At 37.3% G+C, this 26810-nt stretch carries 27 protein-coding genes; 13 read left to right on the forward strand and 14 right to left on the reverse strand.

Annotated elements, in window-relative coordinates:
- Position 1 precedes the first annotated feature (1 nt).
- Positions 2–880, reverse strand: a complete 879-nt coding sequence (locus GQR59_RS17155; protein ID WP_160064713.1) for a DMT family transporter — start codon at positions 878–880, stop codon at positions 2–4.
- 83 nt (positions 881–963) lie between these two features.
- Between GQR59_RS17155 and GQR59_RS17160 the strand changes: the two genes are divergently transcribed.
- Positions 964–1182, forward strand: a complete 219-nt coding sequence (locus GQR59_RS17160) for a hypothetical protein (RefSeq protein ID WP_160064714.1) — start codon at positions 964–966, stop codon at positions 1180–1182.
- 29 nt (positions 1183–1211) lie between these two features.
- On the opposite strand, the gene GQR59_RS17165 is transcribed toward GQR59_RS17160, so the two are convergent.
- Both GQR59_RS17165 and GQR59_RS17170 read right to left on the reverse strand, forming a co-directional pair.
- On the reverse strand, positions 1212–1523 hold the full coding sequence (locus tag GQR59_RS17165) for a cupin (protein WP_160064716.1): 312 nt from the start codon (positions 1521–1523) through the stop codon (positions 1212–1214).
- 78 nt (positions 1524–1601) lie between these two features.
- Positions 1602–1931 carry a hypothetical protein gene (locus tag GQR59_RS17170; protein WP_160064718.1) on the reverse strand — a complete coding sequence of 110 codons (330 nt, stop codon included), beginning with the start codon at positions 1929–1931 and terminating at the stop codon, positions 1602–1604.
- A gap of 314 nt (positions 1932–2245) precedes the next feature.
- Here GQR59_RS17170 and GQR59_RS17175 point away from each other — a divergent pair, with 314 nt between their 5' ends.
- The 3 genes from GQR59_RS17175 to GQR59_RS17185 all read left to right on the forward strand — a co-directional run bounded on the left by GQR59_RS17175 (position 2246) and on the right by GQR59_RS17185 (position 6047).
- On the forward strand, positions 2246–3925 hold the full coding sequence (locus GQR59_RS17175) for a LytS/YhcK type 5TM receptor domain-containing protein (protein ID WP_328600625.1): 1680 nt from the start codon (positions 2246–2248) through the stop codon (positions 3923–3925).
- The gene (locus tag GQR59_RS17180) at positions 3919–4644 is read left to right on the forward strand and encodes a LytR/AlgR family response regulator transcription factor (protein WP_160064720.1); all 726 of its coding nucleotides are present in this window, start codon (positions 3919–3921) and stop codon (positions 4642–4644) included. The genes GQR59_RS17175 and GQR59_RS17180 overlap by 7 nt, the downstream gene beginning before the upstream one ends.
- A gap of 164 nt (positions 4645–4808) precedes the next feature.
- Complete coding sequence (locus GQR59_RS17185) at positions 4809–6047, forward strand: L-lactate MFS transporter (protein ID WP_201288163.1); 1239 nt, start codon at positions 4809–4811, stop codon at positions 6045–6047.
- A 242-nt stretch (positions 6048–6289) separates the two neighbouring features.
- On the opposite strand, the gene GQR59_RS17190 is transcribed toward GQR59_RS17185, so the two are convergent.
- Together GQR59_RS17190 and msrA are read right to left on the reverse strand one after the other, a co-directional pair.
- Positions 6290–7093 carry a MetQ/NlpA family ABC transporter substrate-binding protein gene (locus GQR59_RS17190; RefSeq protein WP_160064724.1) on the reverse strand — a complete coding sequence of 268 codons (804 nt, stop codon included), beginning with the start codon at positions 7091–7093 and terminating at the stop codon, positions 6290–6292.
- A 426-nt stretch (positions 7094–7519) separates the two neighbouring features.
- Positions 7520–8110, reverse strand: coding sequence for a peptide-methionine (S)-S-oxide reductase MsrA (gene msrA, locus GQR59_RS17195; RefSeq protein ID WP_160064726.1), 591 nt, complete (start codon positions 8108–8110; stop codon positions 7520–7522).
- 434 nt (positions 8111–8544) lie between these two features.
- On the opposite strand from msrA, the gene GQR59_RS17200 reads away from it, so the two are divergent.
- Entirely contained in the window at positions 8545–9417 is an 873-nt protein-coding gene (locus GQR59_RS17200) for a cache domain-containing protein (protein WP_160064728.1), read from the forward strand.
- 63 nt (positions 9418–9480) lie between these two features.
- Here GQR59_RS17200 and GQR59_RS17205 read toward each other — a convergent pair whose 3' ends face one another.
- Complete coding sequence (locus tag GQR59_RS17205; protein ID WP_160064730.1) at positions 9481–10371, reverse strand: LysR family transcriptional regulator; 891 nt, start codon at positions 10369–10371, stop codon at positions 9481–9483.
- A 135-nt stretch (positions 10372–10506) separates the two neighbouring features.
- Here GQR59_RS17205 and GQR59_RS17210 point away from each other — a divergent pair, with 135 nt between their 5' ends.
- Positions 10507–11763: an adenylosuccinate synthase gene (locus tag GQR59_RS17210; RefSeq protein WP_160064732.1), complete on the forward strand. Its 1257-nt coding sequence runs from the start codon at positions 10507–10509 to the stop codon at positions 11761–11763.
- A 160-nt stretch (positions 11764–11923) separates the two neighbouring features.
- Here the strand turns inward: GQR59_RS17210 and GQR59_RS19055 are convergent, their stop codons facing one another.
- Positions 11924–12031, reverse strand: coding sequence for a phytase (locus tag GQR59_RS19055; RefSeq protein WP_201288164.1), 108 nt, complete (start codon positions 12029–12031; stop codon positions 11924–11926).
- Between the two features lie 277 nt (positions 12032–12308).
- A complete protein-coding gene (glmS, locus tag GQR59_RS17220; RefSeq protein WP_160064734.1) occupies positions 12309–14141 on the reverse strand; it encodes a glutamine--fructose-6-phosphate transaminase (isomerizing) in 1833 nt (610 codons plus the stop codon).
- Between the two features lie 277 nt (positions 14142–14418).
- Between glmS and GQR59_RS17225 the strand changes: the two genes are divergently transcribed.
- Together GQR59_RS17225 and rmuC are read left to right on the forward strand one after the other, a co-directional pair.
- The gene (locus GQR59_RS17225; protein ID WP_160064736.1) at positions 14419–14670 is read left to right on the forward strand and encodes a hypothetical protein; all 252 of its coding nucleotides are present in this window, start codon (positions 14419–14421) and stop codon (positions 14668–14670) included.
- 1 nt (position 14671) lies between these two features.
- The gene (gene rmuC, locus GQR59_RS17230; RefSeq protein ID WP_201288135.1) at positions 14672–16027 is read left to right on the forward strand and encodes a DNA recombination protein RmuC; all 1356 of its coding nucleotides are present in this window, start codon (positions 14672–14674) and stop codon (positions 16025–16027) included.
- 92 nt (positions 16028–16119) lie between these two features.
- Here the strand turns inward: rmuC and GQR59_RS17235 are convergent, their stop codons facing one another.
- The 6 genes from GQR59_RS17235 to def form a co-directional block, all read right to left on the reverse strand.
- Positions 16120–17004, reverse strand: a complete 885-nt coding sequence (locus GQR59_RS17235; protein ID WP_236546802.1) for a LysR family transcriptional regulator — start codon at positions 17002–17004, stop codon at positions 16120–16122.
- A 68-nt stretch (positions 17005–17072) separates the two neighbouring features.
- Positions 17073–18518 carry a TrkH family potassium uptake protein gene (locus tag GQR59_RS17240; RefSeq protein ID WP_160064740.1) on the reverse strand — a complete coding sequence of 482 codons (1446 nt, stop codon included), beginning with the start codon at positions 18516–18518 and terminating at the stop codon, positions 17073–17075.
- Positions 18519–18528: 10 nt separating this feature from the next.
- Complete coding sequence (trkA, locus tag GQR59_RS17245; protein WP_137297740.1) at positions 18529–19905, reverse strand: Trk system potassium transporter TrkA; 1377 nt, start codon at positions 19903–19905, stop codon at positions 18529–18531.
- Between the two features lie 34 nt (positions 19906–19939).
- Positions 19940–21238, reverse strand: a complete 1299-nt coding sequence (gene rsmB / locus GQR59_RS17250) for a 16S rRNA (cytosine(967)-C(5))-methyltransferase RsmB (RefSeq protein WP_160064742.1) — start codon at positions 21236–21238, stop codon at positions 19940–19942.
- Between the two features lie 6 nt (positions 21239–21244).
- Positions 21245–22198, reverse strand: a complete 954-nt coding sequence (fmt, locus tag GQR59_RS17255; RefSeq protein WP_160064744.1) for a methionyl-tRNA formyltransferase — start codon at positions 22196–22198, stop codon at positions 21245–21247.
- A gap of 30 nt (positions 22199–22228) precedes the next feature.
- Positions 22229–22741, reverse strand: a complete 513-nt coding sequence (gene def, locus GQR59_RS17260; RefSeq protein ID WP_160064746.1) for a peptide deformylase — start codon at positions 22739–22741, stop codon at positions 22229–22231.
- Between the two features lie 94 nt (positions 22742–22835).
- On the opposite strand from def, the gene GQR59_RS17265 reads away from it, so the two are divergent.
- From GQR59_RS17265 to GQR59_RS17285, 5 genes are all read left to right on the forward strand, one after another.
- A complete protein-coding gene (locus GQR59_RS17265) occupies positions 22836–23915 on the forward strand; it encodes a LysM peptidoglycan-binding domain-containing protein (RefSeq protein ID WP_160064748.1) in 1080 nt (359 codons plus the stop codon).
- A gap of 85 nt (positions 23916–24000) precedes the next feature.
- The gene (gene dprA / locus GQR59_RS17270) at positions 24001–25056 is read left to right on the forward strand and encodes a DNA-processing protein DprA (RefSeq protein WP_160065288.1); all 1056 of its coding nucleotides are present in this window, start codon (positions 24001–24003) and stop codon (positions 25054–25056) included.
- Positions 25057–25058: 2 nt separating this feature from the next.
- Complete coding sequence (locus GQR59_RS17275; RefSeq protein WP_160064750.1) at positions 25059–25532, forward strand: DUF494 domain-containing protein; 474 nt, start codon at positions 25059–25061, stop codon at positions 25530–25532.
- 1 nt (position 25533) lies between these two features.
- Entirely contained in the window at positions 25534–26094 is a 561-nt protein-coding gene (locus GQR59_RS17280; protein ID WP_160064752.1) for a DNA topoisomerase family protein, read from the forward strand.
- A 99-nt stretch (positions 26095–26193) separates the two neighbouring features.
- Positions 26194–26763 carry an L-threonylcarbamoyladenylate synthase gene (locus GQR59_RS17285; RefSeq protein WP_160064754.1) on the forward strand — a complete coding sequence of 190 codons (570 nt, stop codon included), beginning with the start codon at positions 26194–26196 and terminating at the stop codon, positions 26761–26763.
- The last annotated feature ends 47 nt before the right edge of the window (positions 26764–26810 follow it).

A 26810-nucleotide genomic window follows, 5' to 3' on the forward strand; every position in this document is an offset into this window, starting at 1 on the left:
TTCAACGTTTCTTTAGCGCCTTTTTAAAAGAAAAACCGGTTACCAAAATAGTGCCGATAATAACTAACGAAGCCCCTAATAAAGTATTTAAGCCGATTGCTTCCTCTAAAAAAAGATGCCCCCACACAATTCCAAATAACGGCACTAAAAAAGTAACTGACAATGCAGAAGCAGGACCGTCATCTTTCACCAATCGAAAATATAATAAATAAGCAAAGCTAGTACATACAATACCCAGTGCTAATACAGACAGACTAATTGGTAAAGAGATAGGATCTCGTATCGGTATAAGAGGCAATAAAGGCAACACTATAATAACCGCCGCCCACAAGCTGCCATGCGCATTTTCAAAGGGAGCAACAACTGGAGCGACTTTAGTATAATTAGCTGAAACACTATACATAAAAGCAGCTAATAAGCAGGCGGAAATAGCCAATAAACCTTGTTCTCCAAGCGCTAATGCCTGCTGCCCTACCAAAACACAAACACCTAACATACCAATTAACAATCCCACACTTGCTTTCACTTTTAAGCGCTCTTTTTGCCACACACTAGCAATCACAGCACCAAATAAGGGTGCAGTAGAGTTCAGAATAGCCAAAGTAGACGCATTTAAAGTCTGTGCAGCATAAGCAAACATTAAAAAAGGCAGTGCGGTATTAAAAGCACCGATAATAAAAAAGTGTTTAGCGTGGGATAAAAAGGATAATTTTCGACGTAAATAAAAACTAATTAATAACAAGCATAACGCAGCTGCTAATACTCTTCCTTCAATTAAAAAGACAGGTCCTAAGCTACTTGCTGTAAGGCGCATAAATAAGAACGATCCCCCCCAAATCGCAGCTAATAACACTAATCGTAAGACACTCGCTAACGACATACTTCTTCTTCCTTGAATAAAGTTTTAACTAAGCAAAACGATGTGAGACACTGTTCTAAGTATAAATAAACGAAGGAGATAACATGCTAATTTTTTATATAATTTGTGGCGTACTCGTATTTGCAGGATCAGGTTTATTCATGCACCTCAATCGTTTAGCAATATACCGCCGTCGTATTATCCGCCAATTAGCGGCTAACAGTAAACAAACGCCAGTCATACTATCAGAATCACAAGAACAAAAAATAAAACAAAACTTTCTAAAAGGCCTCAGTGTTAAGGAATGCTACAAGGAATTATAACTTAGTACTGCCAATAATGAACCGATGAGTTAGACACTACCTTCTGACTCAATCACCAATATCCTTGCTTCTCCTTTAGGGCGAGCAACATGCTCTGTGCCAATAGACGCATAAAAAATATCACCTGAATTAAGAATGCAAGATTGCTCAATTTCATTTTCTTTATAAAACATTTCAACAACCCCATCTAACACCACAAACACTTCTTGGTCATCGTTTACGTGCCATTTATAGGCTTTGTCTGTCCAATGTAAACGGGTAGTAATGCCATTCATATTAGCAATGTCTTTTGCGCCCCAAGCGGCATCTGACTTGAATTCCTTGCCTCTGGTTATTTCCATTTAAATTCCTTTTTAATTCTAACCTAATGATTTATTTAGGTTTTACTTTATCCCATTACTATTATTTATTATCCAGCACTATTCTTTATCTTTTTTATCTTCAAGCAGCCCAGCTATTGGTTCTTTATTATTATCCTCACCATCAGTTTTCACCCATTCAGCTTCTGAATCAATAATATCTTTATCTCTCGCACCTTTCTTAATATTGACTAACCCGACAAGTAAAAAGCCATTAGCAAAAACGGAGATAAAAGCGGTAGGAAAAATAAGAATACGAGGAGCAAAAAATAAAAGAAGAATGCCAATAATAATTGTACCAAAACAAAAACCTATCCATGCAATGCCGGCTGCAATAGCGAGAACCCATAACATGATGCCGACAATGAGTTGTATCCAACCTAATATCATAAAAATAACCTAATCGAATAAAATACAAAATAAGATAAAAAGCAGCTTAGTAAAATAAAGCTACGTCACTTTGGTTGACCATAACAACCTGAAAGTTTTAATCAATGCACAATCAAGTTAATTTAGTTACGAATAAAATAAAAAGCATACAATGGGTAGAATTAATCAAAAAAAGGCATTAATTACTCGCTGTTTTTAGATTCGAATAAATCAAATAATTTAAGTCTTTATTCACTTAGTTTTTTAAAACCATCAATTGATCCTCCTCATAACGTAACTGTGACACAAACACTACACTGAGGAACTCTTTATTATTGTTCGAGGTTAACTTGTATTTAGACCAATTCACCATGTTATTAGCTGTTTTTGAACGTGCCGCACTAATGCTAATGGCACTTTTTCTACTCACTAGAACTCAGCTTTTCCAAAAAATCATCAGTAAACGTCAACGTAACCCCAAAGAAATTACCATTATCCTATTATTATTTGTTTGCTTTGCTGTATTCAGTACTTACACCGGCATTAATGTTTATGGCTCCGTGGTTAATGTAAGAATCATCGCCATTATTTGTGGTGGTATTTTATTTGGCCCCTGGGTTGGGATTGCAGCAGGGTTGATCTCAGGTGTCCACCGGTATTGGATAGACATCGATGGACCAACATCACTCGCGTGTCTTATTACCAGTATTCTAGCTGGGTTACTTGCAACCTGGATCCACCAGCGTTGTGATAAAAAAAATTATGCAAAGTATGGTATTGCCGCAGGTATGTTCTGTGAACTACTCACTATGATATTAATTTTGTTACTTAACAAAAATTCAGCATTAGCTATCTCAATCGTTGAACAAATCTCAATCCCAATGATCGCAGGCACCTTATGCATTGGTTTAATCATTACTTTAGTGCAAAGTATTGATGATGAAAAAGATAAAGTAGCAGCACTACAAGCTAAACAAGCGCTTAATATTGCGAATAAAACCCTGCCTCATTTTCGAAAAAATGATCGTGATTCTTTAGTTAAAGTCTGTGAAATTATTAAACAAGAAACAGGCGCTGATGCCGTTGCCATCACCGATACTCGTAATGTAAAAGCTTATGTAGGGGTCGGTGAAGAAAACTTTCTCGATTCTCACCATCAAATAAGTTACATGACACAACAAGCAGTGGACTTAGGTAAACAGATAATTAACAACAACCTCAATGTACATGAGTTTCATTCACTATTAATTATCCCGTTATGGGGAAATGGCAAAGTAACAGGCACACTCAAGATTTTCTACTGTCAGCCACATCAAATTCGCCATGCTTTACGTGAAATGGCCATTGGTCTTTCTCATTTAATTTCAACACAAATCGAAGTCTCTAACATGGAACAACTTAAAACAATGGCCAGTAAAGCTGAGTTTTCGGCTTTACAAAATAAAATCAATCCTCATTTTTTATTTAATGCACTGAATGCAATTTCTACACTCGTGCGGATTAAACCAGATCAAGCGCGGCAGCTAATCGCTAACCTAGCCAACTTTCTACGGTTCAACTTAGAAAAAGGCGATGAATTAATTGATATTCAAGAAGAGATTCAACAAGTACAAGATTACGTCGCTATCGAACAAGCGCGTTTTGGTAATAAACTAACGGTAGTATTTGATATCGACCCTGTGCATATCAAAATTCCTTCTCTACTTATTCAACCACTAGTTGAAAATGCTATTCAACATGGCATTGTTCCTTCTCGTGCACCAGGAACAGTGATCATTTCAGTGAAGCAACAAGAAGATACAGTAAAAGTAACGGTTGCAGATACGGGCGTAGGTATAAAAACAGAAATCATTGAGCATATTTACCAAGGTTCTATGGGTAGTAATCACATAGGAATGGTTAATGTACATCAACGTGTTGGTCTACTTTACGGTTCAGGCCTAACTATTCAACGTCAAGATATTGGTACCTCCGTTTCTTTCTATGCCAATGATACTCAGGAGAAAACATGCTAAAAGCGATCATCGTTGAAGATGAATATCTAGCCCGTGAAGAGCTTAACTACCTCATTAACACCTATAGTCGAATTGAAGTAATAGAATCCTTTGACGATGGTTTAGCGGCCTTTACTTACCTGCAAAGTAATACGGTTGATATTGTATTTCTTGATATCAACATTCCTTCTATCAACGGGATGTTATTAGCGCGTAATATCCATCAATTCGCGCAACCTCCGCAAATTGTGTTTACCACGGCCTATAAAGAACATGCATTAGAAGCTTTCGAACTAGAAGCATTTGATTACTTACTCAAACCCTTGGATGAACAACGCGTACAACGACTGTTAATGAAGCTTGAAGCGCATGCATCTTCCTTGATAACTGACGATCCGATACAAGCTTCCTCTAATACTATTAACCTATCCCGAGATAACCGTATAAGGGTAATGCCGATCGATGACATTATTTACGCAGAGGCTAAAGAAAAACTCACTGAAGTGCATACAGAAGAAGGTATTTTTATTGCCCCTTATAATATTAGCGAGCTAGTCAATAAACTACCAGTACGCCAATTTTTTCGTTGTCATCGCTCTTACTGCGTAAACCTAAAACGTATAGAAGAGATCATCCCTTGGGTAAATAGTACCTACTTACTTAAATTTCATCATCACCCGACTAAAGTATCAGTCAGTAGAGGCAATATAAAAGAGTTTCGAAAAATAATGAGTTTGTAATTCATACCCAAATAATGCAATTCATGGTGACTGAATTGCATTTCATTTTTTACTTTCCCACACATATTGTAATGTTTTATAAAAGTTGTACTTTGAACCCATCAGAAGCGAGAAAATCGCCTTCAACCCATTTAATATTTTAAACTTTTGGAGTTCACATTATGATTACTATCGCATCACACCAAAAAAAATGGCTCACTTTAATTGGCACGGTCATTGCCCAATTTGCCTTAGGTTCCGTTTACACATGGAGCTTATTTAACTCTCCTCTAGCAAACAAGATTAATGAACCTGTTAGTCAAATTGCATTTTCATTCGGTATTCTCAGTTTAGCCCTCGCCTTTGCTTCTTCCATTTCAGGTAAATTACAAGATAGATTTGGTGTTAAGAATGTCACTATTGGCGCAGGCATACTACTTGGTGCTAGCTTACTGCTAGCTTCCCATGCAACTAATTTAATCATGATTTACATTTGCATCGGTTTATTAGTTGGGTTTGCAGATGGTACTGGTTACTTAATGACACTATCTAACTGCGTTAAGTTCTTTCCAAAACATAAAGGGTTAGCATCAGCCTGTGCTATTGGTGCTTATGGTTTAGGAAGCCTTGGCTTTAAATTTATTAACATGTATTTACTAACGCACTTTAGCCTAGATCAAGCCTTCGCAGCATGGGGAATGATTGCCATGGTGATGGTTATTATAGGTGGTTTATTAATGACTGATGCACCTAAACAAGCAGTGGAAACAACAGAAAAAACAACTAAACAAGACAAATCACTACCGATATCAGGTGAGTTTACCTTGTCACAAACAATCAGAACGAGTCAATTCTGGATGCTAGCCACTATTTTCCTATCAATCTGTATGAGTGGTTTGTATGTCATCGGTGTTGCTAAAGATATTGGTGAAAACTACATTCATTTATCGGTAACTTCTGCTGCCACTTCGGTTGCTGTTATTGCCATTGCAAATTTAAGTGGTCGACTTGTATTAGGTGTATTATCAGACAAAATAGAAAGAATGAAAGTCATTTCATTTGCGATATTAGTCAGCTTTACTGGCGTTGCTTCTTTAATATTTGGCGAACCTAGCAGTAATGTATTTTACTTTGCAGTGGCATGTATTGCCTTCAGCTTTGGCGGAACTATTACCGTATTCCCTTCATTAATAAGCGATTTCTTCGGCTTAAATAATCTAACTAAAAACTACGGTGTGATTTATTTAGGATTTGGTATTGGTAGTATTACAGGCTCGATTGTGGCGTCTATCTTCGGTGGTTTTATTCCAACTTTTTACATGATAATGTCATTATTAATCATATCATTAGTATTAACACTATTTATAAAACACCCAAGTAATGAAAAACTTACCGCTACCAATCACCAACTTGCTACGCAATAAAGGTTTTCACTATATAGGGAATGTTATACCGATTACATTAAACATGTTATCTAAATTTTGCGCTTAAAAAACAGTTTAATTAAAAATGTAAATGGCTGTTCTCTTTACGAAATTTACAACGAGGAAGTAGGCTGTTTTAACAAGTAAAATAGATAAGCTATTTTACTTGTTATTACTATGTATGAATCATCACCTTACCAGCTAAGCTCATAAGGTGATGATTAAAAACTAAAGAAGATGAATTAAAAAGCAGCTTCTATCGTGCCTTTATACGTTTTATCAAGGAAGTCACGAGTCGCTTGAGATTGAAAGATTTCAACAAACTTTTTGTAAGTCGCATTATCTTTATCTTGAACACGAGAAGCAATATTCATCACAGCAAATTCAGCATCTTTCGCTTCAAGATAAATGCCTTGTTCAGCAGGACTTAAGCCCGCAGACATAACATAATTCATTGTAATAACAGACGCATCAACATCATCTAATGTACGTGGTAATTGAGCTGCTTCAACTTCAATAAATTCAAAGTTTTTAGGATTATCAACGATATCATAAACCGTAGTTTTTGCACCTGCATCAGGCTTCAACGTAATTAACTTCGCATCCGCTAATAACAGCAAACCACGTCCACCATTAGTTGGATCGTTAGGAATAGATATTTTTGCATTATCCGGTAAATCATTAATCGACTTATACTTACTCGAGTAGATACCCATACGCATTAAAATAGAATGACCAATAGAAACAATCTTTTGATCGCTATTACTATTGAAGTTACTCATAAACGGTTGATGCTGGTAACTGTTAAGGTCAAGACTGCCATCTGCTAGCGCAGCATTCGGCGTAATATAGTCAGAGAATATAACCACTTCAACTTTCAAACCTTGTTTTGCAGCTTCAACAGCAACCGCTTCAACGACCTCAGCATGAGGTCCAACAGTTGCACCGACTTTGATAACTTGAGTATCATCTTTTTCACCACAAGCAGCTAATCCAAGCACTAATGGTAAAATATAAAATAACTTCGATATTTTCTTATTCAACATTTTCAATTCCTTTAAAAAACAATGGACGTATAGACGGCTAAAAAGAATAGTACAATAAACAATAGCAGATACATACTTTTTTTAACTATTATTTTATCCGAGATCTTATTAAACACTGGAATTGGCATGAGCAGTATATGACTTTATTTGTAATGAGTTGGTTTACATGAAAGACGATTTGCATGAGAAAAAATAAACAAAAATAGGTAACGAGGCATTTTTAGTTTTTTAAAAATAGGTAATAAAAAAGCAGTTAATTATTTACATTAACTGCTTTAATTTTTAGGCTTTTTATCGTTTTTAGAAATTAGTTTCCAGTCACTAACATAGTGTGGACTTGAAGGTAAGTCCAACTATCAGAGAACGCGCAATAAGTATTTTTGTTAATGCTATTCACTGTTTATAGTTAATGGTTAACAGTTATAACTAATGTGTCGCTCTATCACCCCAAATCTCTTTTAAACGTTGGTCGCGACCACAATTCCAGCGATACGCATTGTAACGTAGAGGGTTATTTTTGTAATAATCTTGATGGTAGCTTTCATTACCTTTAATAGGGTAAAAAGTACTCGCCATTAATATAGGGGTTACGACTGTTTGGTTAGGGAACTCTTCTACCACTGCTTGTTTAGATTTTTCAGCAAGGGTTCGCTCCTGATCATTCGCCACAAAAACAGCACTTAAATAGCTGGTTCCTTTATCGCAAAACTGACCTCTTGCATCAAACGGGTCAATGTTAACCCAATAATGATCTAATATTTCTTGGTAACTGACTTGTTTAGCATCGTAAGTTATTTCAACAGCTTCATAGTGCCCTTCATGATTTCCTCGATAAGTTGGATTCTCCACTTCTCCACCAGTAAAACCTGAAATAACATCAGTCACACCCGGTAGTTTTTCGAAATCAGACTCCATACACCAGAAACAACCACCCGCTAATACTGCCTTATCTGCATTAGCTAATGACACATAAAAAAGCATCGATGTTGATAAAATTAACCCTAATATTTTTTTCATAAAATTCTCTTATTGACGTGATGAATAGACAAAACACCTTGAACGGTAACGGATATATATAACTAGACCCATTATTAATAATAATTATTTCATTAATAACTCATTTCAAGGATAGACCAAGAGGCTTTAGAAGCTTTAGTCTCTGTCATCTCAATATATTGACAGAAAGTTGTTCTAATACTTTTTTGAGGATATAGTCGTTTTATTGAGCAATAATTAAACACATTACAACCATTAAGAGCAAATCAATCTTAAACTTCAAAAATACAACTTATTCGTTTTACGCCAGTAAATGAAAAGATTAGTTATCATCGACACTAATTCATTAGGAAAAGCATAAAATGTCATATCAAAATAAACATATAGCCATACCAAGATTCGCTTCATCGCTAAACTTATTCTCTTTCGTTTTAAACGCTTATAGGAAGCTTAAAATGCCTCATTTATGGATATATAGCAGTTTAAAAAATCCATTATTACTCATAATATTGTCGATGCTCTCTGCTAACGGATTGGTCATTACTAAAGTGAATGCATCTGAAAGCGAAAACACCATTTCAACAAAAGCATCTTCAGAGATTGAAATCAAACGAGAGTACCTACAACACATTATTAGCCAACAGGAAAGGCTAGTTACCTCACTAGTCAATACTCCCTTTATGGCTTCTTATGTATCTAAAAATGAAGCATTAGCTCGAGAAAGCTTGAATGAATTGTTTCTTACCGCTGCCACTATCAATAAGCACTATATGCAAGTTCGTTTTATAGATGGGCATGGCCAAGAAAAGATTCGTATTGAGCAATCAACTAAGGGATTAGCACCTATTGTCGTAAAAAAAGAAGCACTACAGAATAAAAGCGCTCGAGAATATTTCTCGGAAACTAAAAAAACACCAGCTGGGGGCTTATGGTACTCATCGTTTGATTTAAATAGAGAACTAGGAGAAATAGAGCAACTAATTAACCCTACTTATAGAATTTCATCTCCAGTTTATGTTGATGGAAAGTTTTCTGGCATGGTTATCATCAACTTAGATATGACAAGTGTTATCGGTTATTTAACTGAGTCTACTGATTTTTTGGTGTACCTAGTAGATGCTGATAACGAAGTGCTTATTCACCCTGATCCTAAAAAATCTTGGAGCAAGTATTTAACTGGCCGTGGTAAATATCAACAAATAGCCGAAAAAGAACCAATAAATTATTCTCAATCTTTAGAAGATATATTTAAAAATGGCGAAGGTATCCGTATTATTTTAAAGCCAATTGAAACCACCCCTTCACTTGCACCAATAAAGAAGCAATAAGTCATTTTTTCTGTGCAAAATTTAGATCACTTATTTAATATAATTGGTATCGCAAAAATCCAATTACGAAGGTTGTTTATTAAGGGCAATCTTTTCGCTGACTAAGCGTAAAAGATGCTTAACCGCCTTAGACAGCACTTGGTTTTTTCGAACAACATATCCCAAACTAGTACAAGGGAAATCGAGTAGCGTCACCACCTCCGCTTTTAAATGTTCTCTATTATGAATAGAAAAATCAGGGACAATGGCGGTGCCAAATCCGGCTTCAGCCCAATCTATTTGCGCATCGACACTGCCTACCTCCATGATTCGATAGCGCGGCAGATTTAAAGAAGGTAAAGCAAGGTCAATCAAATCACGGGTTCGCGTATCATGACCAAGCAAAATTAACGTAGGAGATTCAGCACTATCTTTTTGTACTACTTCACCTTGCACTAACTCTAATTGATGCCCAACTGCACACCAATGCACTGCTTTTAACTCTGTAAAATGCAGCGGTAAACTTTCTTTCTGAGCAATCACAAAGCCTAATTCTGCATCTGCACTTTTAACGAATGAAGAAGCTTGTGATGACGTTGTATTAAAAAGGGCGAGATCCATGTTTGGATACTCTTGTTTAAATAATTGAAAGGGTTCAATCAACAATGCCCTGGAAATGATGTCGCTGGCAGCAATAGTCAATGTACCTTGGCGAAGGTCATTCAAGGCATTAATATCCGCTTGGCACACTTTTAACTCTTGTAAGGTTTTTTGACTGCTCGCCAATAAACGTTGACCTGCTTGGGTCAACCTAAACGGGCTGCGCTCTATCAACTTGGTGCGAGTCACCTTCTCTAATTGTTTTAAATGCAAACTGACATTGGGTTGAGTCATGTGTAATGCTAAGGCAGATTTACCAAAATGTTGTAATTCAGCTAGTGTAACAAACGTTTTTAACCAATTAATATCAAGCATAATATACCTTCACCCCCTTTCAATCTAATACATAGCCAGCCATATGGAATACTTATCAATGTAATAACTATTATTAATTTATCATATTAACGCCAGTTATGTAGCATACCCTTTTCATCATTCAAGGGGTAAAGTATGACATCAATAGTGGTTGTAGGTGCAAACTGGGGCGACGAAGGTAAAGGTCGTATCGTTGATTTTTTAGCAGAAGACGCGAGCGCAAGTATTCGTTTTCAAGGCGGTAATAATGCTGGTCATACTGTCGTTAATGATTTCGGTACTTTCAAACTACACCAATTACCAAGCGGCATATTTAACCCTAATTGTATTGCAGTACTTGGCCCAGGAATGGTGATCAGCCCTGCTGCTTTAAGTGAAGAAATTAGCGAAGTTAAAGTATCAAACATCGATGTAAACCTAAAAATATCAGACCGTGCAACGCTTTGTTTACCATTACACGCGTTAGAAGATACCTTAGAAGAACAACGCCTTGGTGATGCTGCATACGGTTCAACAAGACAAGGTATCGCACCTGCTTACGGCGATCGTGTAATGAAAAAAGGGATTCTCGTTGGCTGGTTAAACCAACCAGAAGTACTACAACAACGTATTCAATTCTTACTTGATTGGAAACTACCTCAACTGAAAGCCCTTTACCCTGAATGTGACTTTAACCAAACAGCAGAAGAGATGACAAATTGGTTATTAGAAGTGACAGCGCCTTGGCGCCAATTCATTTGTAACGTAACAGAGCCACTCAAAGCATTACAAAAACAAAAAGCCAACCTATTATTCGAAGCACAATTAGGGGCAGGTAGAGATTTAGTATACGGCGAATACCCATGGACAACGTCATCTAATGTAACGGCTGCTTATGCTGGCATCGGCAGTGGTTTACCCGCTTTATATCCTGAGCGCATTGTTGCTGTAGCTAAATCATTTAGCTCATCAGTAGGGACTGGCACACTAGTAACAGCAATGGAACATCAAGATAATTTCCGTGAAAGTGCAAACGAATATGGCGCAGTAACAGGTCGTCCACGTGATATGGGGTTCTTTGATGCAGTTGCGACGCGTAATGGCGTTGAACTACAAGCAGCGACTGAAATAGCGTTAACTAAAATTGATTGTTTATCAGGTATGGCAGATTTAAAAATCTGTGTTGCTTATGAAGGTCAACATCCAGAAAATCCAATTTGGCCACAAACAGCCGCATTAACGCCTGTTTATGAGCAGATGCAAAGCTGGAGTGAAGATATCAGTGGTTGCCGTACCTTTGACAGCCTGCCAATCGCCGCACAACATTACGTAACCCGTATCGAAGCGCTAATGGGCGTACCTGTGAGCATGGTATCTGTAGGCCCTGAACGTGAGCAAATGATTATTCGATAAGTCGTTTTAGGATAATTGAACACAATAAAAACGCCCCGATTTATTGACAATGACGCCATTAAATCGGGCCGTTAGTTTGAAAGGAAAACCTTAATTAAACAGTGGCTAAATCATCTCTTAAACGCCACTTTCATTATTTTAATATTTTCTGAATATCACGCTAATCAACCATTTTAAAGTGCTGGTTTAAAGGCTGATACTTATCGCTTAAATTATACCAATCTTGAGCAATAAACACACCTTGAGGGTAAGCTTCCCTAAGTTGAATGCAGTAGCATGAATGCCATCCGTATTACTCGCGCCATCAACGCCTTTACTATCATCACCAATAATGACGAAGCATGACAACCGAGCTGAACGAACAGAGACTCTTAACCATTTACAAGCTCAATATTTATCGAAAAAATTTATGATTGAAAAGGAAGGTTACTTAAGAACAATTAGAAGAGAGCATCATTAAAGTATGCAACAAAAAATAGCGCTAAAAAAACCGACTTTTGTCGGTTTTTTAAATACACTTTAATCAAGGTTTCCCTCTAAAGTATTTATTCCACTGTTACCGCTTTCGCTAGGTTACGTGGTTGGTCTACATCTGTCCCTTTGATTAAAGCGATATGATAAGACAGTAATTGCATCGGTACAGTGTGGAAGATTGGTGCAATGATAGGGTCAACATGTGGTAATGAAATAATTTTCATTCCATCACACGCTTCAAAGCCTGAGTTTTCATCAGCGAATACATATAACAAACCACCACGAGCGCGTACTTCTTCAACGTTTGATTTTAATTTTTCTAATAAATCATTGTTTGGTGCAACAACCACCACTGGCATATCTGCATCAACTAACGCTAATGGGCCATGTTTTAGCTCTCCTGCTGCGTAAGCTTCAGCATGAATATAAGAAATCTCTTTTAATTTTAACGCCGCTTCCATTGCAATTGGGTAGTACTCACCACGCCCTAAGAATAGTGTGTGATGTTTATCAGCAAAGTCTGGTGCTAACGCTGCAATCTCTTTATCAAACGCTAATGCTTTTTCAATTTGTGCTGGTAATGAATGTAAAGCATGGACAATTTCTGTTTCTTTTTGCTTATTAATCGTCCCTTGCTCTTTACCAATAGCGGTTACCAGAATCAACATAGCTGCAAGTTGTGTAGTAAATGCTTTTGTTGATGCTACGCCGATTTCAGTCCCTGCACGTGTCATAAACGCGAGGTCGGATTCACGTACTAGTGAAGAACCAGATACGTTACAAATTGACATGGCAGACATGTAACCTTTCTCTTTCGCTAAACGTAACGCCGCTAGCGTATCTGCAGTTTCACCTGATTGAGAAAGTGTGAGTAATAAGCTATTTGGACGTACTACAAAGTCGCGGTAACGGAATTCAGAGGCAATTTCAACATCACAACTTACACCAGCGAGTGATTCAAACCAGTAACGAGCAGCCATGCCTGAGTTATATGACGTACCACAAGCAATGATTTGAACATGTTGTACTTTAGATAAAATCTCTTTTGCACCTGCGCCAATACTTTCAACAACGATACTATCTTCGTTGATGCGACCTTCTAAGGCACTCAATAATGCAGTTGGTTGCTCAAAAATTTCTTTCTGCATAAAGTGACGGTATTTACCTTTACTGCCAGCATCATGCTCAACCGTCGATTCAATCACGTCACGTTCAATGGCATTTCCACTTAAATCAAAAATATTTACTTCACGGCGTGTGATTTCCGCTACGTCACCTTCTTCAAGGTAAGTAAAACGACGTGTTACATTTAATAGTGCAAGTTGATCTGATGCGAGGAAGTTTTCACCGATACCATGACCGATAACAATCGGGCTGCCTGAACGTGCGACCACTAAACGAGACGGGTCACGACTATCTAACGCCACCATACCGTAAGCACCTTCTAATTGAGGCACTGCTTTTTGAACAGCTTCACGTAATGATGTAGATGTTCTTAATTCCCATTCAACTAAATGTGCGATCACTTCAGTATCAGTTTGAGACTTAAAAACATAACCACGTTGTTGTAATAACTCACGTAGTGGCTCATGATTTTCAATAATGCCGTTGTGTACAATAGAAATATCAGCAGAAACGTGTGGATGTGCATTAATTTCAGAGGGCTCACCATGTGTTGCCCAACGAGTATGCGCAATACCAGTACCGCCCATTGCTTGCATACCTTCAACGGCATCGGCTAATTCTTTCACTTTACCTAAACGACGAACTCGAGTTAATTTACCTTCGCTATCAACAATGGCTACACCGGCTGAGTCATAACCACGATATTCTAATTTTTTTAGGCCTTCGATTAAAATTTCAGATACTTCTCTTTGCGCAACTGCACCAACGATACCGCACATAAACTTCCCCTGATATTAGTTTTAATTTAATTAGGTACGCACTTTAATCCATTTTTTAATGAATATCACGCACAAATATGCACAAACATGCATAAATACGATTTTTATCTCTAAATAGGCAATATTAAAAAAGAAAACAGCATAATAATGCATTGATTGTTTAATATTGATACTGTTATTGATTGTTGCTCTAACCAGCTCTTTTTAAAGTTATCTATTCACTTATATCTGATTACTGTTTAAAGTTACAGTTCATCTATTATCGATTGGAAAGTGCATGTTAAATACCCCTCTTACTCAAGCTTTGTCTTTGGTTTGGAAATTATTAACGGTTTTGATCTTGCCTGTGATTATGGCTATTTATGTGAAAATAATAGATACCTATTATGGACCTTTTGTTTTTGCGGATTTAGATCTGGGTAAAAATTTACACAAGTGGATTGTTTTTGCTATTTATTTAGCTTTTTTACTTTGCTGGAACAGACTTAACCCTCATGTGATCAGCGCATTAAAAAAGATGGAATATTAAAATGTCTGCGGATTTATTAGCAAACAATGGCATATTATTGATCAGTATTTTAACCACTCTACTTTTGATGGTTTTATTGTTTACCTTCAGCAACTTATCTCGCGCTAAAAAAACCTTAGCTGAACAACACCTCGCTTTAAAGCTCACAGAACAAAATCTACAACATCAAACTCTACAAAATGACTCTCAAAAAAATAAAATAGACGACTTATCACTACATAATGAAAGCTTACAAGCACAAGTTGGCAAGTTAACGACACGCGTTAGAGAGTCAGACATTCGTTTACAAGCAGGCGAACAACGTTTACGTGATCAGCAAGCAACAGAGGCCAAGTTAAGCCAACAATTTGAAGTATTATCGCAGCGTATCTTTCACGATAAATCTACTCAGTTTAAGCAATTGAATGAGCAATCTATTAAGCAGTTGTTAGATCCATTAAGTACACAGTTGGAAGGGTTTAAAAAACAGGTCACTGATTGTTACGTCAACGAGAGCAAAGAGCGTTTTAATTTAAAACGTGAAATTGATCAGCTCGCTAATTTGAACAATTTAATGCATCAAGAAACTCAAAACCTAACAAACGCATTAAAAGGCGATAATAAACAGCAAGGTAATTGGGGTGAAGTGGTTTTGCAACGCATTCTAGAAAACTCAGGGTTACGAGAAGGGCATGAATACGCCACTCAAGTAAATTTAAAAGACAGTAAAGGTCAACGATTCTTACCTGATGTGATTGTTAACTTGCCACAGCAACGCAATATTATTATCGACTCTAAAGTTTCTTTAGTCGCTTATGAACGCTACTTCAATAGTCAAGATGTCGGCGAGCAGAAACAAGCAATCGATGCGCACTGCTTGTCCATAAGACAACATATTAGAGGATTAGGTAAAAAGGATTATCAAGACTTAATTGGTGCCAATACTTTAGATTATGTGTTGTTATTTGTGGCTGTAGAGCCTGCTTTTATTGTCGCTTTAGAGCATGACCCAAGCTTAGTACAATTAGCTTTAGACAATAATATTTTATTAGCCAGCCCAAGCAACTTAATGATTGCGCTGCGCACCATTGAAAATCTATGGCGTTTTCAGCGTCAAGAAAACAATGGTCAACTGATCGCGCAACAAGCCAGTAAGTTATACGATAAATTACGTTTATTCAGTGATAACTTCTTAGAAGTTGGTGTGCAAATAGATAAAGCACAAAAAACCTACCATAGTGCATTCAAACAGCTTAGTTCTGGACGAGGTAATGTCATACAACAAGCTGAGCAATTAAAAGGCTTAGGCGTGCCTATTAAGCGCCCTATCGCAGATCAGCTTACGGAACATAACGATAAACTCGATGATTTAAATTAACTACTTCCGAGCGATACCTAATTACAGTTAAGTCACGTTAAATTAAGGAATGAAATCAGTTGAAGACTCGCTGTTACTTGTCTGGCGCTGGCTTAACTTAGTAATTGCTTTATTTTATGTTCAAACCAATCATAACGGCGTGGTAGTTGACGATAACGTTTTTGCGTTAGGTACAGAGGGTCTTGAATAAGGTTTTCTAACGATAAGACTTGTAGTAATGATGGTTGTTGATACTGCTCTATCGCTCTTCTTGGTAAAATAGTAAAACCGACTCCTTTAGCAACCGGCAACAATATTTGCTGTAACTGATTTACATAGCCTTTAATATTCAAACTATTGGGGCCTTTATAATCAGCTTTAAAATTTTCTGACAACACTTTTTCTGCAAAATGTAATCCATCAGGATGATTAATAAAGCCAATATTATTTAAATCAGTAAATGTAAATTCTTCACCCACATCAACCATTGCTGGTAGTACAAGTTGCAACTCTTCAACACCGATTAATGTTTGCTTAAGTTGCTCATGCACAGTCTCTATCGTCACAACCCCTAGATCAACATCATTATTTAACAAGTCCTCAATAATATTTTTATTGGGTGCTGCTTCCACAAACACATTTAATTCTGAGTATTCAGTTTGTCGATCTACAAAATGAGGGTATAAAAAATTAGCTAAAGCGCCTGAACAAGCAATAGAACAAACACCTTTTGTCATTTCATCATGGTTAATTTGTTCATTTAACTGTTCTTCTAGCCCCCGCATAGCTAATGCTGTTTGGTAAAGTTTCTCACCAGCTAATGTCAACTCAAATTGTTTTCCATAACGGGCTAATAGCAAAGTATTAAAATGTTTTTCAAGTTTTTTAATATGTTGAGTCACACCGGGCTGAGTCATAAAAAGCAGCTCGGCAGTTTGAGTAAAATGCTGAGTTTCAACTAATTTTATAAAGGTATTTAGGTGTTTTTGATTAATCATCATTTACCTTGAAAATCATATTTAATTAAATGAAAGTGCTGGTGGTTAGTTAATGGTACGAACTTGATTTAACGACGCCAAAAATGACGAGTTAGCATCACTGCAACGGTTAGAATCTCTAAACGCCCCATTAGCATACCAATCGATAAAACCCATTTAGAAGGCGCAGGAAGTGCTGCAAAGTTACCTGATGGACCAATTGACTCAACTAGACCAGGACCAACATTAGAAACGGCGGTAATGGAAGCGCTCAATGCCACCATAGAATGAGATCCAAATAACGTCAGTAGTAAGGTAGAAACCGCAATAGTGGTCATATAAGCAATAACAAAAGCAACTAATGAACGCAGAATTTCATCACTAACTTTGCGATTATTATATTTTTGCGGAAAAAGTGCATGAGGGTGCATTAATAACATCAATTGACGTTTTAATAAGCTAAATGCTATTTGAAAACGGAATATTTTAATACCACCAGCCGTAGAGCCAGAACAAGCACCAGTGAATAATAAACCAGAAAAGATAAGTACGCTGAAATCGCCCCAAGTAATGAAGTCATCTAATCCAAAGCCAGTAGTGGTAATAACTGATACCACATTAAACACACTTAAACGGAGCGCATCTGCCCATGAAAATTGGTCAGTAAATACCAAGTAAAGGGTTAAACTTAATGAACAACACATCACTAGTTTTGCAAAGCCTTGGATCTGAGCATCTCGCCATAATGGCCCAAATGACTTTTGTTGCATGCTACGGATGAGTAATAAAAATGGCAAACCACCTAGGAACATAAAGACGATTGCGTTCCAATGAGCTAGTTTTGAAAAATGCCCCATGGAGCTATCAGAGGTTGAATATCCGCCAGTAGAGATAGTGGTCATGGCATGATTTACAGCATCAAAGTTTTCCATGCCTGCGAAGCGATAACCAATAAAACAACAAACCGTTAAAGATATGTATACCAATAAAATATCTAATGCAACACGACGTGTTTTAGAGGCTGATTTATCAGACCAATCAGATGATTCAGTTTGGAATAAACGCATACCACCGACGTTTAAAAACGGCAATATAGCAACCCCCATAACAATGAAACCCACACCGCCTAACCATTGTAGAATCGAACGCCATAAAAGAATACTTGGATGCATAGTATCTAAGCCAGATAAGACAGTACTCCCCGTAGTAGTGATACCTGACATGGTTTCAAAAAAGGCATCGCTATAGCTAATATGTTCAATAAAAACAAAAGGTAATGCTGCAAATAAGCTGGCTAATATCCACACACCAGTGGTTAACATAAACATTTCTTTTACTCCCAAATGGGAGCGGTTAGTTTCACCACCAAGGTATAAGAAAACGATCGATGCTAAGTGTGTAATGATAATTGACGCTAAAAACTCCATCCCTCCAAAAGAGTGATAGTAAAAGGCCAATATCATGGGGAAATACATAAAGACTGCCATTTTTGACAGTACCAATCCCGTGATAAAAAATAGCGGACGGTAGTTCATCTGCTATCTCTTACAAGAAGAATGGGCTTGGTTGGAATAGTTTCTCAATATCACTGATATATTTTTTGTTCACTAAGAACAAGATCACGTGATCATCGGTTTCTATTACCGTATCATCATGTGCAATCAGTACCTGTTCATCGCGCACAATCGCACCAACACTGGTTCCTTTTGGTAGTTTTAACTGAGAAATCTCTTTACCCACTACTTTAGAGGTCATGTTGTCGCCTCGCGCCACAATTTCAATCGCTTCTGCCAGACCTTCTCGTAATGAATAAACGTGTTTTAAGTCGGCTTTACGTACATGAGTGAGTAAGGCTGATAATGTTGCTTGTTGCGGCGATATTGCAATATCAAGGATATTGCCTTGGATTAGATCGACGTAAGCAGTTCGTTGAATCAATACCATGGCTTTACGTGCACCTAGACGCTTTGCCAACATCGCAGACATGATATTCGCTTCATCATCATTGGTGACGGTAATAAATAAATCTGTTTGATCGATATGTTCTTCTAATAGTAAATCTTGATCTGACGAGTCACCACAAAAAACGATTGTATTCGATAAAGTTTCAGATAAATACTCTGCGCGGCTGTAATTTTTCTCAATCAGTTTCACTGAGTTTTCTTTTTCTAAGCGTTTCGCTAAGCTTTCACCGATATAACCACCGCCAACAATCATGATACGTTTATAAGGATGTTCAAGTTTTTGCATTTCCCCCATGATCGCGCGAATATTAGGGCTCGCTGTAATAAAGAACACTTCATCATCGGCTTCAATAATGGTTGTCCCTTGAGGGCGAATTGCTTTACCACGTCTAAAAATAGCCGCTACACGCGCTTCGATATTAGGCATATGTTCTTTTAAAGCAGAAATAGCGTTACCAACTAAAGAACCACCATAATAAGCACGAATCGCCACTAGGCCAACCTTACCATTGGCAAAGTTAGCAACTTGTAGAGCGCCTGGGTACTCTATTAGCTGGGCGATGTAATCACTTACTAACTTTTCAGGTGCAATGATATGGTCAATCGGAAAAGCGTCTTTATTAAAGAGTTCTTTCTCATGCATCACGACACTTTGAGATCGAATACGTGCTATTTTTTTAGGTACATTAAATAACGTAAAAGCAATTTGGCAGGCAACCATATTAATTTCATCACTGTTAGTCACAGCAATTAACATGTCGGCATCAATAGCGCCAGCATCGCCCAATGTATGTGGGCTAGAAGCACTACCTTGCACTACGCGCAAATCAAACCGATCTTGTAGCTCTTGTAAGGCTTCATGATTTTCATCAACTACGGTGATATCGTTATTTTCGCCAACCAAGTTTTCAGCTAAAGAAGCACCAACTTGTCCTGCACCTAAAATAATAATTTTCATTTCATCTCACTGCTTATCGATTGATTTTTTTCTTTTATAACGCTTTTTGTAGTTTCGCGTAATAAAATCCATCCATTTTTTGCTCATTAGGCAAAATTTGGCGACCTTTAGTTGATTCATTATATTGTGCAGATAGTGGAATTAATGATGCATCACTTGTACTTTCTAAAAAGCCTTTGATTTGTAGATCATTTTCATCGGGCAAAATAGAACACGTCGCATATAACAACACACCACCCGGCTTCAATTTTTTCCATAATGCGCTCAAAATATTCTTTTGCAACGACACTAATTCACTAATATCACTATCGCGTCTTAACCAACGAATATCTGGATGACGACGAATAACACCTGTGGCACTACATGGAGCATCACATAAGATTCGGTCAAATTGCTCACCAGACCACCAGTCATCTGGTTTAGAGGCATCACCGTGGATAACCGTCGCTTCTAAATTTAATCTTGCTAAGTTTTCTTTAACACGTAATAAGCGCTTTTCATCAAAATCAACGGCAACCATTTGTTTAAGCTTTGGTTGTAGTTCTAATGTATGAACTGTTTTACCGCCAGGCGCAGAACAAGCATCTAACACCAAATCATTAGGTTGTGCGTCTAAATAATGAGCAGCTAATTGTGCCGCGCCATCTTGTACTGACACCCAACCTTCAGAGAATCCTGGTAACTGATAAACATCACAGGCATTTTCTAAACATAAAGCATTGTCATTAAACTCTGCAACGTCTGCTTTTTTATCTTGCTCTGTTAACAAAGCAAGATATTGTTCACGATCATGAAAGCGTGAATTTACACGTAACCACATTGGCGCTTGTTGATTATTATCCGTCATGATTTGTGCCGCTTTCTCTTCACCATAAGCGGCTTGAAGACGTTTAACTAACCAACTTGGATGACAATATAATAAAGCCGGTTGCTGATCTGCTTGCTCAATTAAGCTTTCCTGTTCGCGCAAAAAACTACGTAACACACCATTAATCATGCCTTTTAAGGCTGGCTTTTTCAGCGCTTTTGCACCATTAACCGTTTCTCCAACAGCAGCATGGCTTGGAATACGTGTATACAATAATTGGTAAATACCCACTAAAATCAGAAAGTGTAAATCACGCTGTTTACCGGTTAATGGTTTTTTCATTAATGAGCGACAGAAAAAATCTAAGCGAGGCAGAGTACGTAATACTCCGTAACACAGCATTTGTACTAAGGCTTTGTCTTTAGGGGTGAGGTCTTGTTGAATAGCAGGCAATGCTTGTGATAACGATTGCCCCTTTTCTACTACTTGATTTAGCACTTTCGCAGCAATCGCACGTACATTCATTTTTTATTAACCTTGTTCGAGTAAATTGCTAGAAACTGTAAACAGTTCTCGGCGAGAGTTTAAGACATCTTGCACAGGCATCGCTTTTTTACCTGCTAATTGAATCACTTCTAAGTTTATTACACCTTGTCCAGTCGCGACTTGGATACCCTTTTTATCAACACTTACAATGGTGCCTGCTGGTTTGGTAGTCGTTGTATCAACAATCTTAGCTTGATGAACTTTAATGACTTGCCCTGACCATTCAAAATAACTCACTGGCCATGGGTTAAACGCGCGAATACAGCGATCAATAAAGTCAGCATCATCTTGCCAATTAATTAACGCCTCTGCTTTGCTCAATTTTTTAGCATAAGTCGCTTCGCTTTCATCTTGCTTCTCTGCTGTCAATTCACCTGCTTGTAATTGATTAATAGTTTCAATTAAAACAGCGGGCGCCTGCTTTGCTACTTTTGCATATAATGAAGCACTGGTTTCATCGGCATCAATTGGGCAATTTACTTTTTTAAGCATATCGCCAGTATCCAATCCTTCATCCATTTGCATTATGGTCACGCCCGTTTCTTTATCACCCGCCCAGATAGCACGCTGGAAAGGTGCAGCTCCTCGCCATCTTGGTAATAATGATCCATGAACATTTAAACACCCTAAACGCGGAGTGGTTAATACACTCGTTGGTAAAATTAAACCATAAGCAACTACAATCATTAAATCTGCATTTAATGCAGCAAGTTGTTCAACACTGTCACTCTGTTTAAAATTCTCTGGTTGGTAAACTGCAATATCATTCGCTAGTGCAACTTCTTTTACTGCACTTGCAGTCAGCTTTTTACCTCGTCCTGCTGGACGATCTGGTTGGCTATAAACAGCAACGACATCAAATTCAGCGTCGATCAATGCTTGTAAATGATTGGCAGCAAAATCAGGCGTACCTGCAAAAATTATTTTTAGTTTTTCCACGAAACAACCTTAAACAAATATAATGATAAATTATGAGAATTTTTCTTTTTGACGCTGAAGCTTTTCAAGTTTAGCCTTAATGCGTTTTTGCTTAAATGGCGATAGGTAATCAATAAACAACTTACCTTTTAAATGATCTAATTCATGTTGAATACACACAGCAAATAAACCATCTGCTTTTACAACATGTGTTTCACCTTCTAAATCTTGATACTGTAAAGTAACAAACTCAGCACGCTCAACTTCAGCATTAGTTTCAGGGACAGATAAACAACCTTCTTCAGAGATCTCTACACCGTCACTCTCTAAAATAGTTGGATTTATTAGTACAAGAGGTTGGTCACGCTCAGCAGAAACATCGATCACAACAAGACGTTGATGAAAGTTAACTTGTGTTGCTGCGAGTCCTACACCATCTTCGTCATACATTGTTTCAATCATATCTGAAGCAAATTGTTTGATTTCTGGTGTAATTTCCTCAACGGGTTTTGCTATAGTTCTTAGACGTTCGTCTGGAAAATGTAATACTTCAAGTAAAGGCATGGTATTATTGTGCTCATTATTAATGTTAAAAAGTTAATTCTAGTCATTTCCTTTTACAAAAAACAGTTTTATTAATCACAGAGCAAGGATTGTTATGAAATTAAAACTTATTGTATCGTTTATTATTGGCGCAGCTCTTTCAATGGCGGTACTTGCGGACACAATTAAACTAAAAGCAGATCATCCCGATACTTATACCGTTAAAAAAGGCGACACTCTCTGGGGAATTTCATCTGTATTTTTAAATAGTCCGTGGTTATGGCCACATTTATGGGAAAATAATAGTCAAATAGAAAACCCTGACTTAATTTACCCTGGTGATATTTTAAATCTTATATGGGTGGATGGAGAACCTAGATTAACTCGCAAACGATTAAAAAAATTATCGCCAATTCCTCGTTTACAAGAAAAAACCCAAGCGATTCCTATCATCCCATTAGAAATGCTTTCTGCCTTCCTATCGAAAGATCACATTATTGATCCTGTTTTATTAGAAGGAACGCCTCGTTTATTAGGTGACTCAGTAGGTTCCCCTCGTTTCTTTGAAGGTGATATTTTCTATGCAGAAGGCCAATATGATCAAAATAAACTGTATGGTATTTATCGTTTAGGTAAAGATTATAAAGGACCAACTGGCAAAAACTTAGGAACTGAATTAATCTTTATCGGACAATCACAAGTATCACAAAGTCCAAATGTAGATACGACAGATAAAGTAACGCCACATGATTTAATTAAGAGTGCTCGAGAAGCGCGTCAAGGTGACTTAATTATAGCAATTCCAGAGTATGAAACGATACCTGCTTACTTTATTCCTAAACCAGTGCCAAAAAGTACTAAAGGCAATATATTAGCAGCAGTAAACAACTCTGCGGCGATTGGTAAATGGGATATTGTGGTTATTGATAAAGGCAAACAAGACGACATTCAAATCGGCTCAATGTTTTCTATCTTACGTTCAGGACAGGCATTATTAGTAAACGATGAAGAAATTCTTTATAAAGAAGATAGTAATGCATTTGACCAATTAGGCGACGCGGATTTAAGACTTCCAGCAGAACGTGTTGGTGAGTTAATGGTATTTAAAGTTTATGAAAATTTAAGTATCGCAATACTCATGCGTGGTAATGATGTTATTGGTTCTACATACAAAATTGAAGGGTTAGCATTTTAAACTACTTGCTCTTTAATTAAGAGAGGTTGTTATTCAAAAAAATCTATTTGAACATGATGCCATTGTAAATTCTCTTTATTGCTGGATAGCACTTGATGCTATTCCAGCACTTCAAAAGCGTAAAATTTTCACACTCCTATCTCATTATTCAATTGAACAACTCTTTCAACTTAATAAGCAACAATTAACGGCCCTTCACCTCAAACCCGAACAAATCACTGCTTTTTTACAGCCTAATAAAGCACATATTCAATCTTGTTTAGATTGGCAAGAAAATGCAGATGATCGGAATATTATCAGCTATGGCGATCAACGTTACCCTCCATTATTGAAACAGATAAGTAGCCCTCCGTTATTATTATTCACTCAAGGTAACTTAACCTTATTAAACTCCCCACAAATAGCGATTATTGGGAGTCGAAGTTGTACACCCTATGGCAAAGAAAAAGCTCATGACCTAGCACAGCAACTCTCTAAAGTAGGTTTAACCATTACCAGTGGGTTAGCGATAGGTGTTGATGGCATGGCTCATCAAGGTGCTTTAACAGAAATCGGTTCGACGGTTGCGGTATTGGGAACTGGTTTAAATAATATCTACCCTAAACGCCATACTTCACTGGCCACAGCGATTCGTGAAAAAGGATTATTAATCTCAGAGTTTTGGCCAGATACGCCAGCCTACCCAAGTAACTTTCCCAGACGTAATCGTATTATCTCAGGTTTAAGTCTTGGGACTTTGGTGATAGAGGCATCGCTAAGAAGCGGTTCATTAATTACAGCACGTTATGCGGCAGAGCAAAATAGAGAAGTCTTTGCTTTGCCTGGGTCGGTGGATAACCCCCAAGCATGTGGCTGTTTAAAGTTAATTCAACAAGGTGCAAAATTAATATTGAATAGTGATGATATTATTAATGAATTTCCTGCATTAAATTTATTGCAATCAACCGCTATAGCACAACCTTACCCAGCTAAAAGTCAATCCCCTTTGCTATCATTAATTGACTATAATCTAACCAGTTTTGAAACAATTTTAGCCCGTAGTGGAATGGATGTAGTGAGCTTACAAAATGAGTTAATAGAATTAGAGATAAATGGTATAATTAACGTCCAACCGCAAGGTTACACCAAGTTAAAAGGTTAGTTATGTTCGAAATTATCATGTATCTCTTTGAAAGTTATATACAAGTTGACCAAACAATGGAACTTGATACACAAGAGGTGACCGATGAATTAATGCAAGAAGGTTTTCAAAAGTCAGATATAACCAAAGCGTTGGCTTGGTTAGACAACCTTGCAAACATGCATAGCCAAGAGCCTCAAACGAGAGCTACAGCAGAAAAAAAGACATCGCACCGTATTTATAACAAACAAGAACAACGTCAAATATCTTTAGAATGTCGTAATTACATTCACTACTTAGAAGAAGCAAAAATATTAACCACACACACTCGTGAAATGGTCATTGATTGCATCATGTCTTTAGACAGTGGTGAATTGATATTAGAAGATGTGAAATGGCTTATACTCATGGTTTTATTTAATGACCCTGTTAGCGATGATGCATTCTTACAATTAGAATCAATGCTAATGGATTTTGAAGACGGATTAATTCATTAATATGAGCACGTTAAGTACTCACCATGAAAAAACCTCTGAAGCATGCCCTAAATGTGCTTCACCATTACATATTAGAAATGGTAAACAAGGGCCATTTCTAGGATGTAGCGCTTACCCTGTATGTGATTATTTACGTCCATTACATGAAAAAAGCGAAGTAAAAAAAGTATTAACGGGCAGTAGCTGCCCTTTATGCCAAAATGAGTTGGTATTAAAACAAGGACGCTTTGGGTTATTTATTGGTTGTACTGACTATCCTACCTGTGAACATACTGCCCAACTTTCAGAACAAAATAAGCCAGTAGAAGAAGCTCTGAAAGAAGATTCAGTGCCTTGTCCAAGTTGTAAGAATGGTCATTTAATTGCCCGCCGATCTCGTTTTGGCAAAACATTTTATGCCTGTGACAACTACCCTGATTGCAAATATGCAGTGAATGACAAACCCGTTAATGAATTCTGTCCTGAATGTAAATGGCCAATATTAGTTGAACGAAAAACAGCGACGGCTAAACGCATAATCTGTCCTAAAAAAGGATGTAGTTACCGCAGTAAGCCACTATAATTATTGGCTCTTTTGTATTCAGACACCCTATGTTTTTGCCTTTTACCGGACGGCTCAACTAACCTACAATCAACTCGTTTATTACTAGGAAAACTCTTAATGACCATCAATAAACATGAGCTTTCTCAAGCACTTTTAGCATTAACAACACAAGGTGTTATTGCCTACCCTACTGAATCTGTTTTTGGATTAGGTTGTGACCCTGACAGCGAAATCGCAATTCAAAAAATTCTCGATTTAAAACAACGCCCTGCACATAAAGGATTGATTTTAATTGCCGCGAATATCGAGCAGTTAGAAAATTATGCTGACTTTTCATCATTAAGCACTGAACAACTCAACAATATTAAAGCAACGTGGCCAGGCCCTTTTACATGGGTTGTTCCTGTACAAGCTTCATTATCAAAATTAGTCAGTGGAGACTTTGATAGCATTGCCGTACGAGTTAGTAAACATCCTGTAGTACAAGCATTATGCGAAGCGTTTGGTAAACCCATTATTTCCACCAGCGCAAACTTATCTGGCAAAGACGCTTGTATTACTGCAACACAAGTCGAGCAAATGTTTATGAATAACCCGTTGCTAGATCATGTTATTGACCAACCTGTGACTGGTTTAGAAAACCCCTCTCAAATCCATGATGCACTAACCGGCAAACGATTACGTTAATTCGCTGTAACGATAGCAATCATTAAGTCGAATCTAAGGGGTTAAAT

It is taken from the genome of Psychromonas sp. L1A2, assembly GCF_009828855.1.
In the GTDB taxonomy this organism is placed as follows: domain Bacteria; phylum Pseudomonadota; class Gammaproteobacteria; order Enterobacterales; family Psychromonadaceae; genus Psychromonas.

What these genes read in the sequence shown, in the direction of transcription:
- GQR59_RS17240 (WP_160064740.1), bottom strand. Translation starts at nt 18,518, where the DNA reads ATGAACTACCGTCCGCTATTTTTTATCACGGGATTGGTACTGTCAAAA.
- rmuC (WP_201288135.1), top strand. Translation starts at nt 14,672, where the DNA reads ATGTCTGCGGATTTATTAGCAAACAATGGCATATTATTGATCAGTATT.
- rsmB (WP_160064742.1), bottom strand. Translation starts at nt 21,238, where the DNA reads ATGAATGTACGTGCGATTGCTGCGAAAGTGCTAAATCAAGTAGTAGAA.
- GQR59_RS17155 (WP_160064713.1), bottom strand. Translation starts at nt 880, where the DNA reads ATGTCGTTAGCGAGTGTCTTACGATTAGTGTTATTAGCTGCGATTTGG.
- def (WP_160064746.1), bottom strand. Translation starts at nt 22,741, where the DNA reads ATGCCTTTACTTGAAGTATTACATTTTCCAGACGAACGTCTAAGAACT.
- GQR59_RS17285 (WP_160064754.1), top strand. Translation starts at nt 26,194, where the DNA reads ATGACCATCAATAAACATGAGCTTTCTCAAGCACTTTTAGCATTAACA.
- GQR59_RS17200 (WP_160064728.1), top strand. Translation starts at nt 8,545, where the DNA reads ATGCCTCATTTATGGATATATAGCAGTTTAAAAAATCCATTATTACTC.
- GQR59_RS17280 (WP_160064752.1), top strand. Translation starts at nt 25,534, where the DNA reads ATGAGCACGTTAAGTACTCACCATGAAAAAACCTCTGAAGCATGCCCT.
- GQR59_RS17210 (WP_160064732.1), top strand. Translation starts at nt 10,507, where the DNA reads ATGACATCAATAGTGGTTGTAGGTGCAAACTGGGGCGACGAAGGTAAA.
- trkA (WP_137297740.1), bottom strand. Translation starts at nt 19,905, where the DNA reads ATGAAAATTATTATTTTAGGTGCAGGACAAGTTGGTGCTTCTTTAGCT.
- GQR59_RS17205 (WP_160064730.1), bottom strand. Translation starts at nt 10,371, where the DNA reads ATGCTTGATATTAATTGGTTAAAAACGTTTGTTACACTAGCTGAATTA.
- GQR59_RS17275 (WP_160064750.1), top strand. Translation starts at nt 25,059, where the DNA reads ATGTTCGAAATTATCATGTATCTCTTTGAAAGTTATATACAAGTTGAC.
- GQR59_RS17265 (WP_160064748.1), top strand. Translation starts at nt 22,836, where the DNA reads ATGAAATTAAAACTTATTGTATCGTTTATTATTGGCGCAGCTCTTTCA.
- GQR59_RS17160 (WP_160064714.1), top strand. Translation starts at nt 964, where the DNA reads ATGCTAATTTTTTATATAATTTGTGGCGTACTCGTATTTGCAGGATCA.
- GQR59_RS17180 (WP_160064720.1), top strand. Translation starts at nt 3,919, where the DNA reads ATGCTAAAAGCGATCATCGTTGAAGATGAATATCTAGCCCGTGAAGAG.
- GQR59_RS17170 (WP_160064718.1), bottom strand. Translation starts at nt 1,931, where the DNA reads ATGATATTAGGTTGGATACAACTCATTGTCGGCATCATGTTATGGGTT.
- GQR59_RS17235 (WP_236546802.1), bottom strand. Translation starts at nt 17,004, where the DNA reads ATGATTAATCAAAAACACCTAAATACCTTTATAAAATTAGTTGAAACT.
- glmS (WP_160064734.1), bottom strand. Translation starts at nt 14,141, where the DNA reads ATGTGCGGTATCGTTGGTGCAGTTGCGCAAAGAGAAGTATCTGAAATT.
- GQR59_RS17225 (WP_160064736.1), top strand. Translation starts at nt 14,419, where the DNA reads ATGTTAAATACCCCTCTTACTCAAGCTTTGTCTTTGGTTTGGAAATTA.
- GQR59_RS17165 (WP_160064716.1), bottom strand. Translation starts at nt 1,523, where the DNA reads ATGGAAATAACCAGAGGCAAGGAATTCAAGTCAGATGCCGCTTGGGGC.
- msrA (WP_160064726.1), bottom strand. Translation starts at nt 8,110, where the DNA reads ATGAAAAAAATATTAGGGTTAATTTTATCAACATCGATGCTTTTTTAT.
- GQR59_RS17190 (WP_160064724.1), bottom strand. Translation starts at nt 7,093, where the DNA reads ATGTTGAATAAGAAAATATCGAAGTTATTTTATATTTTACCATTAGTG.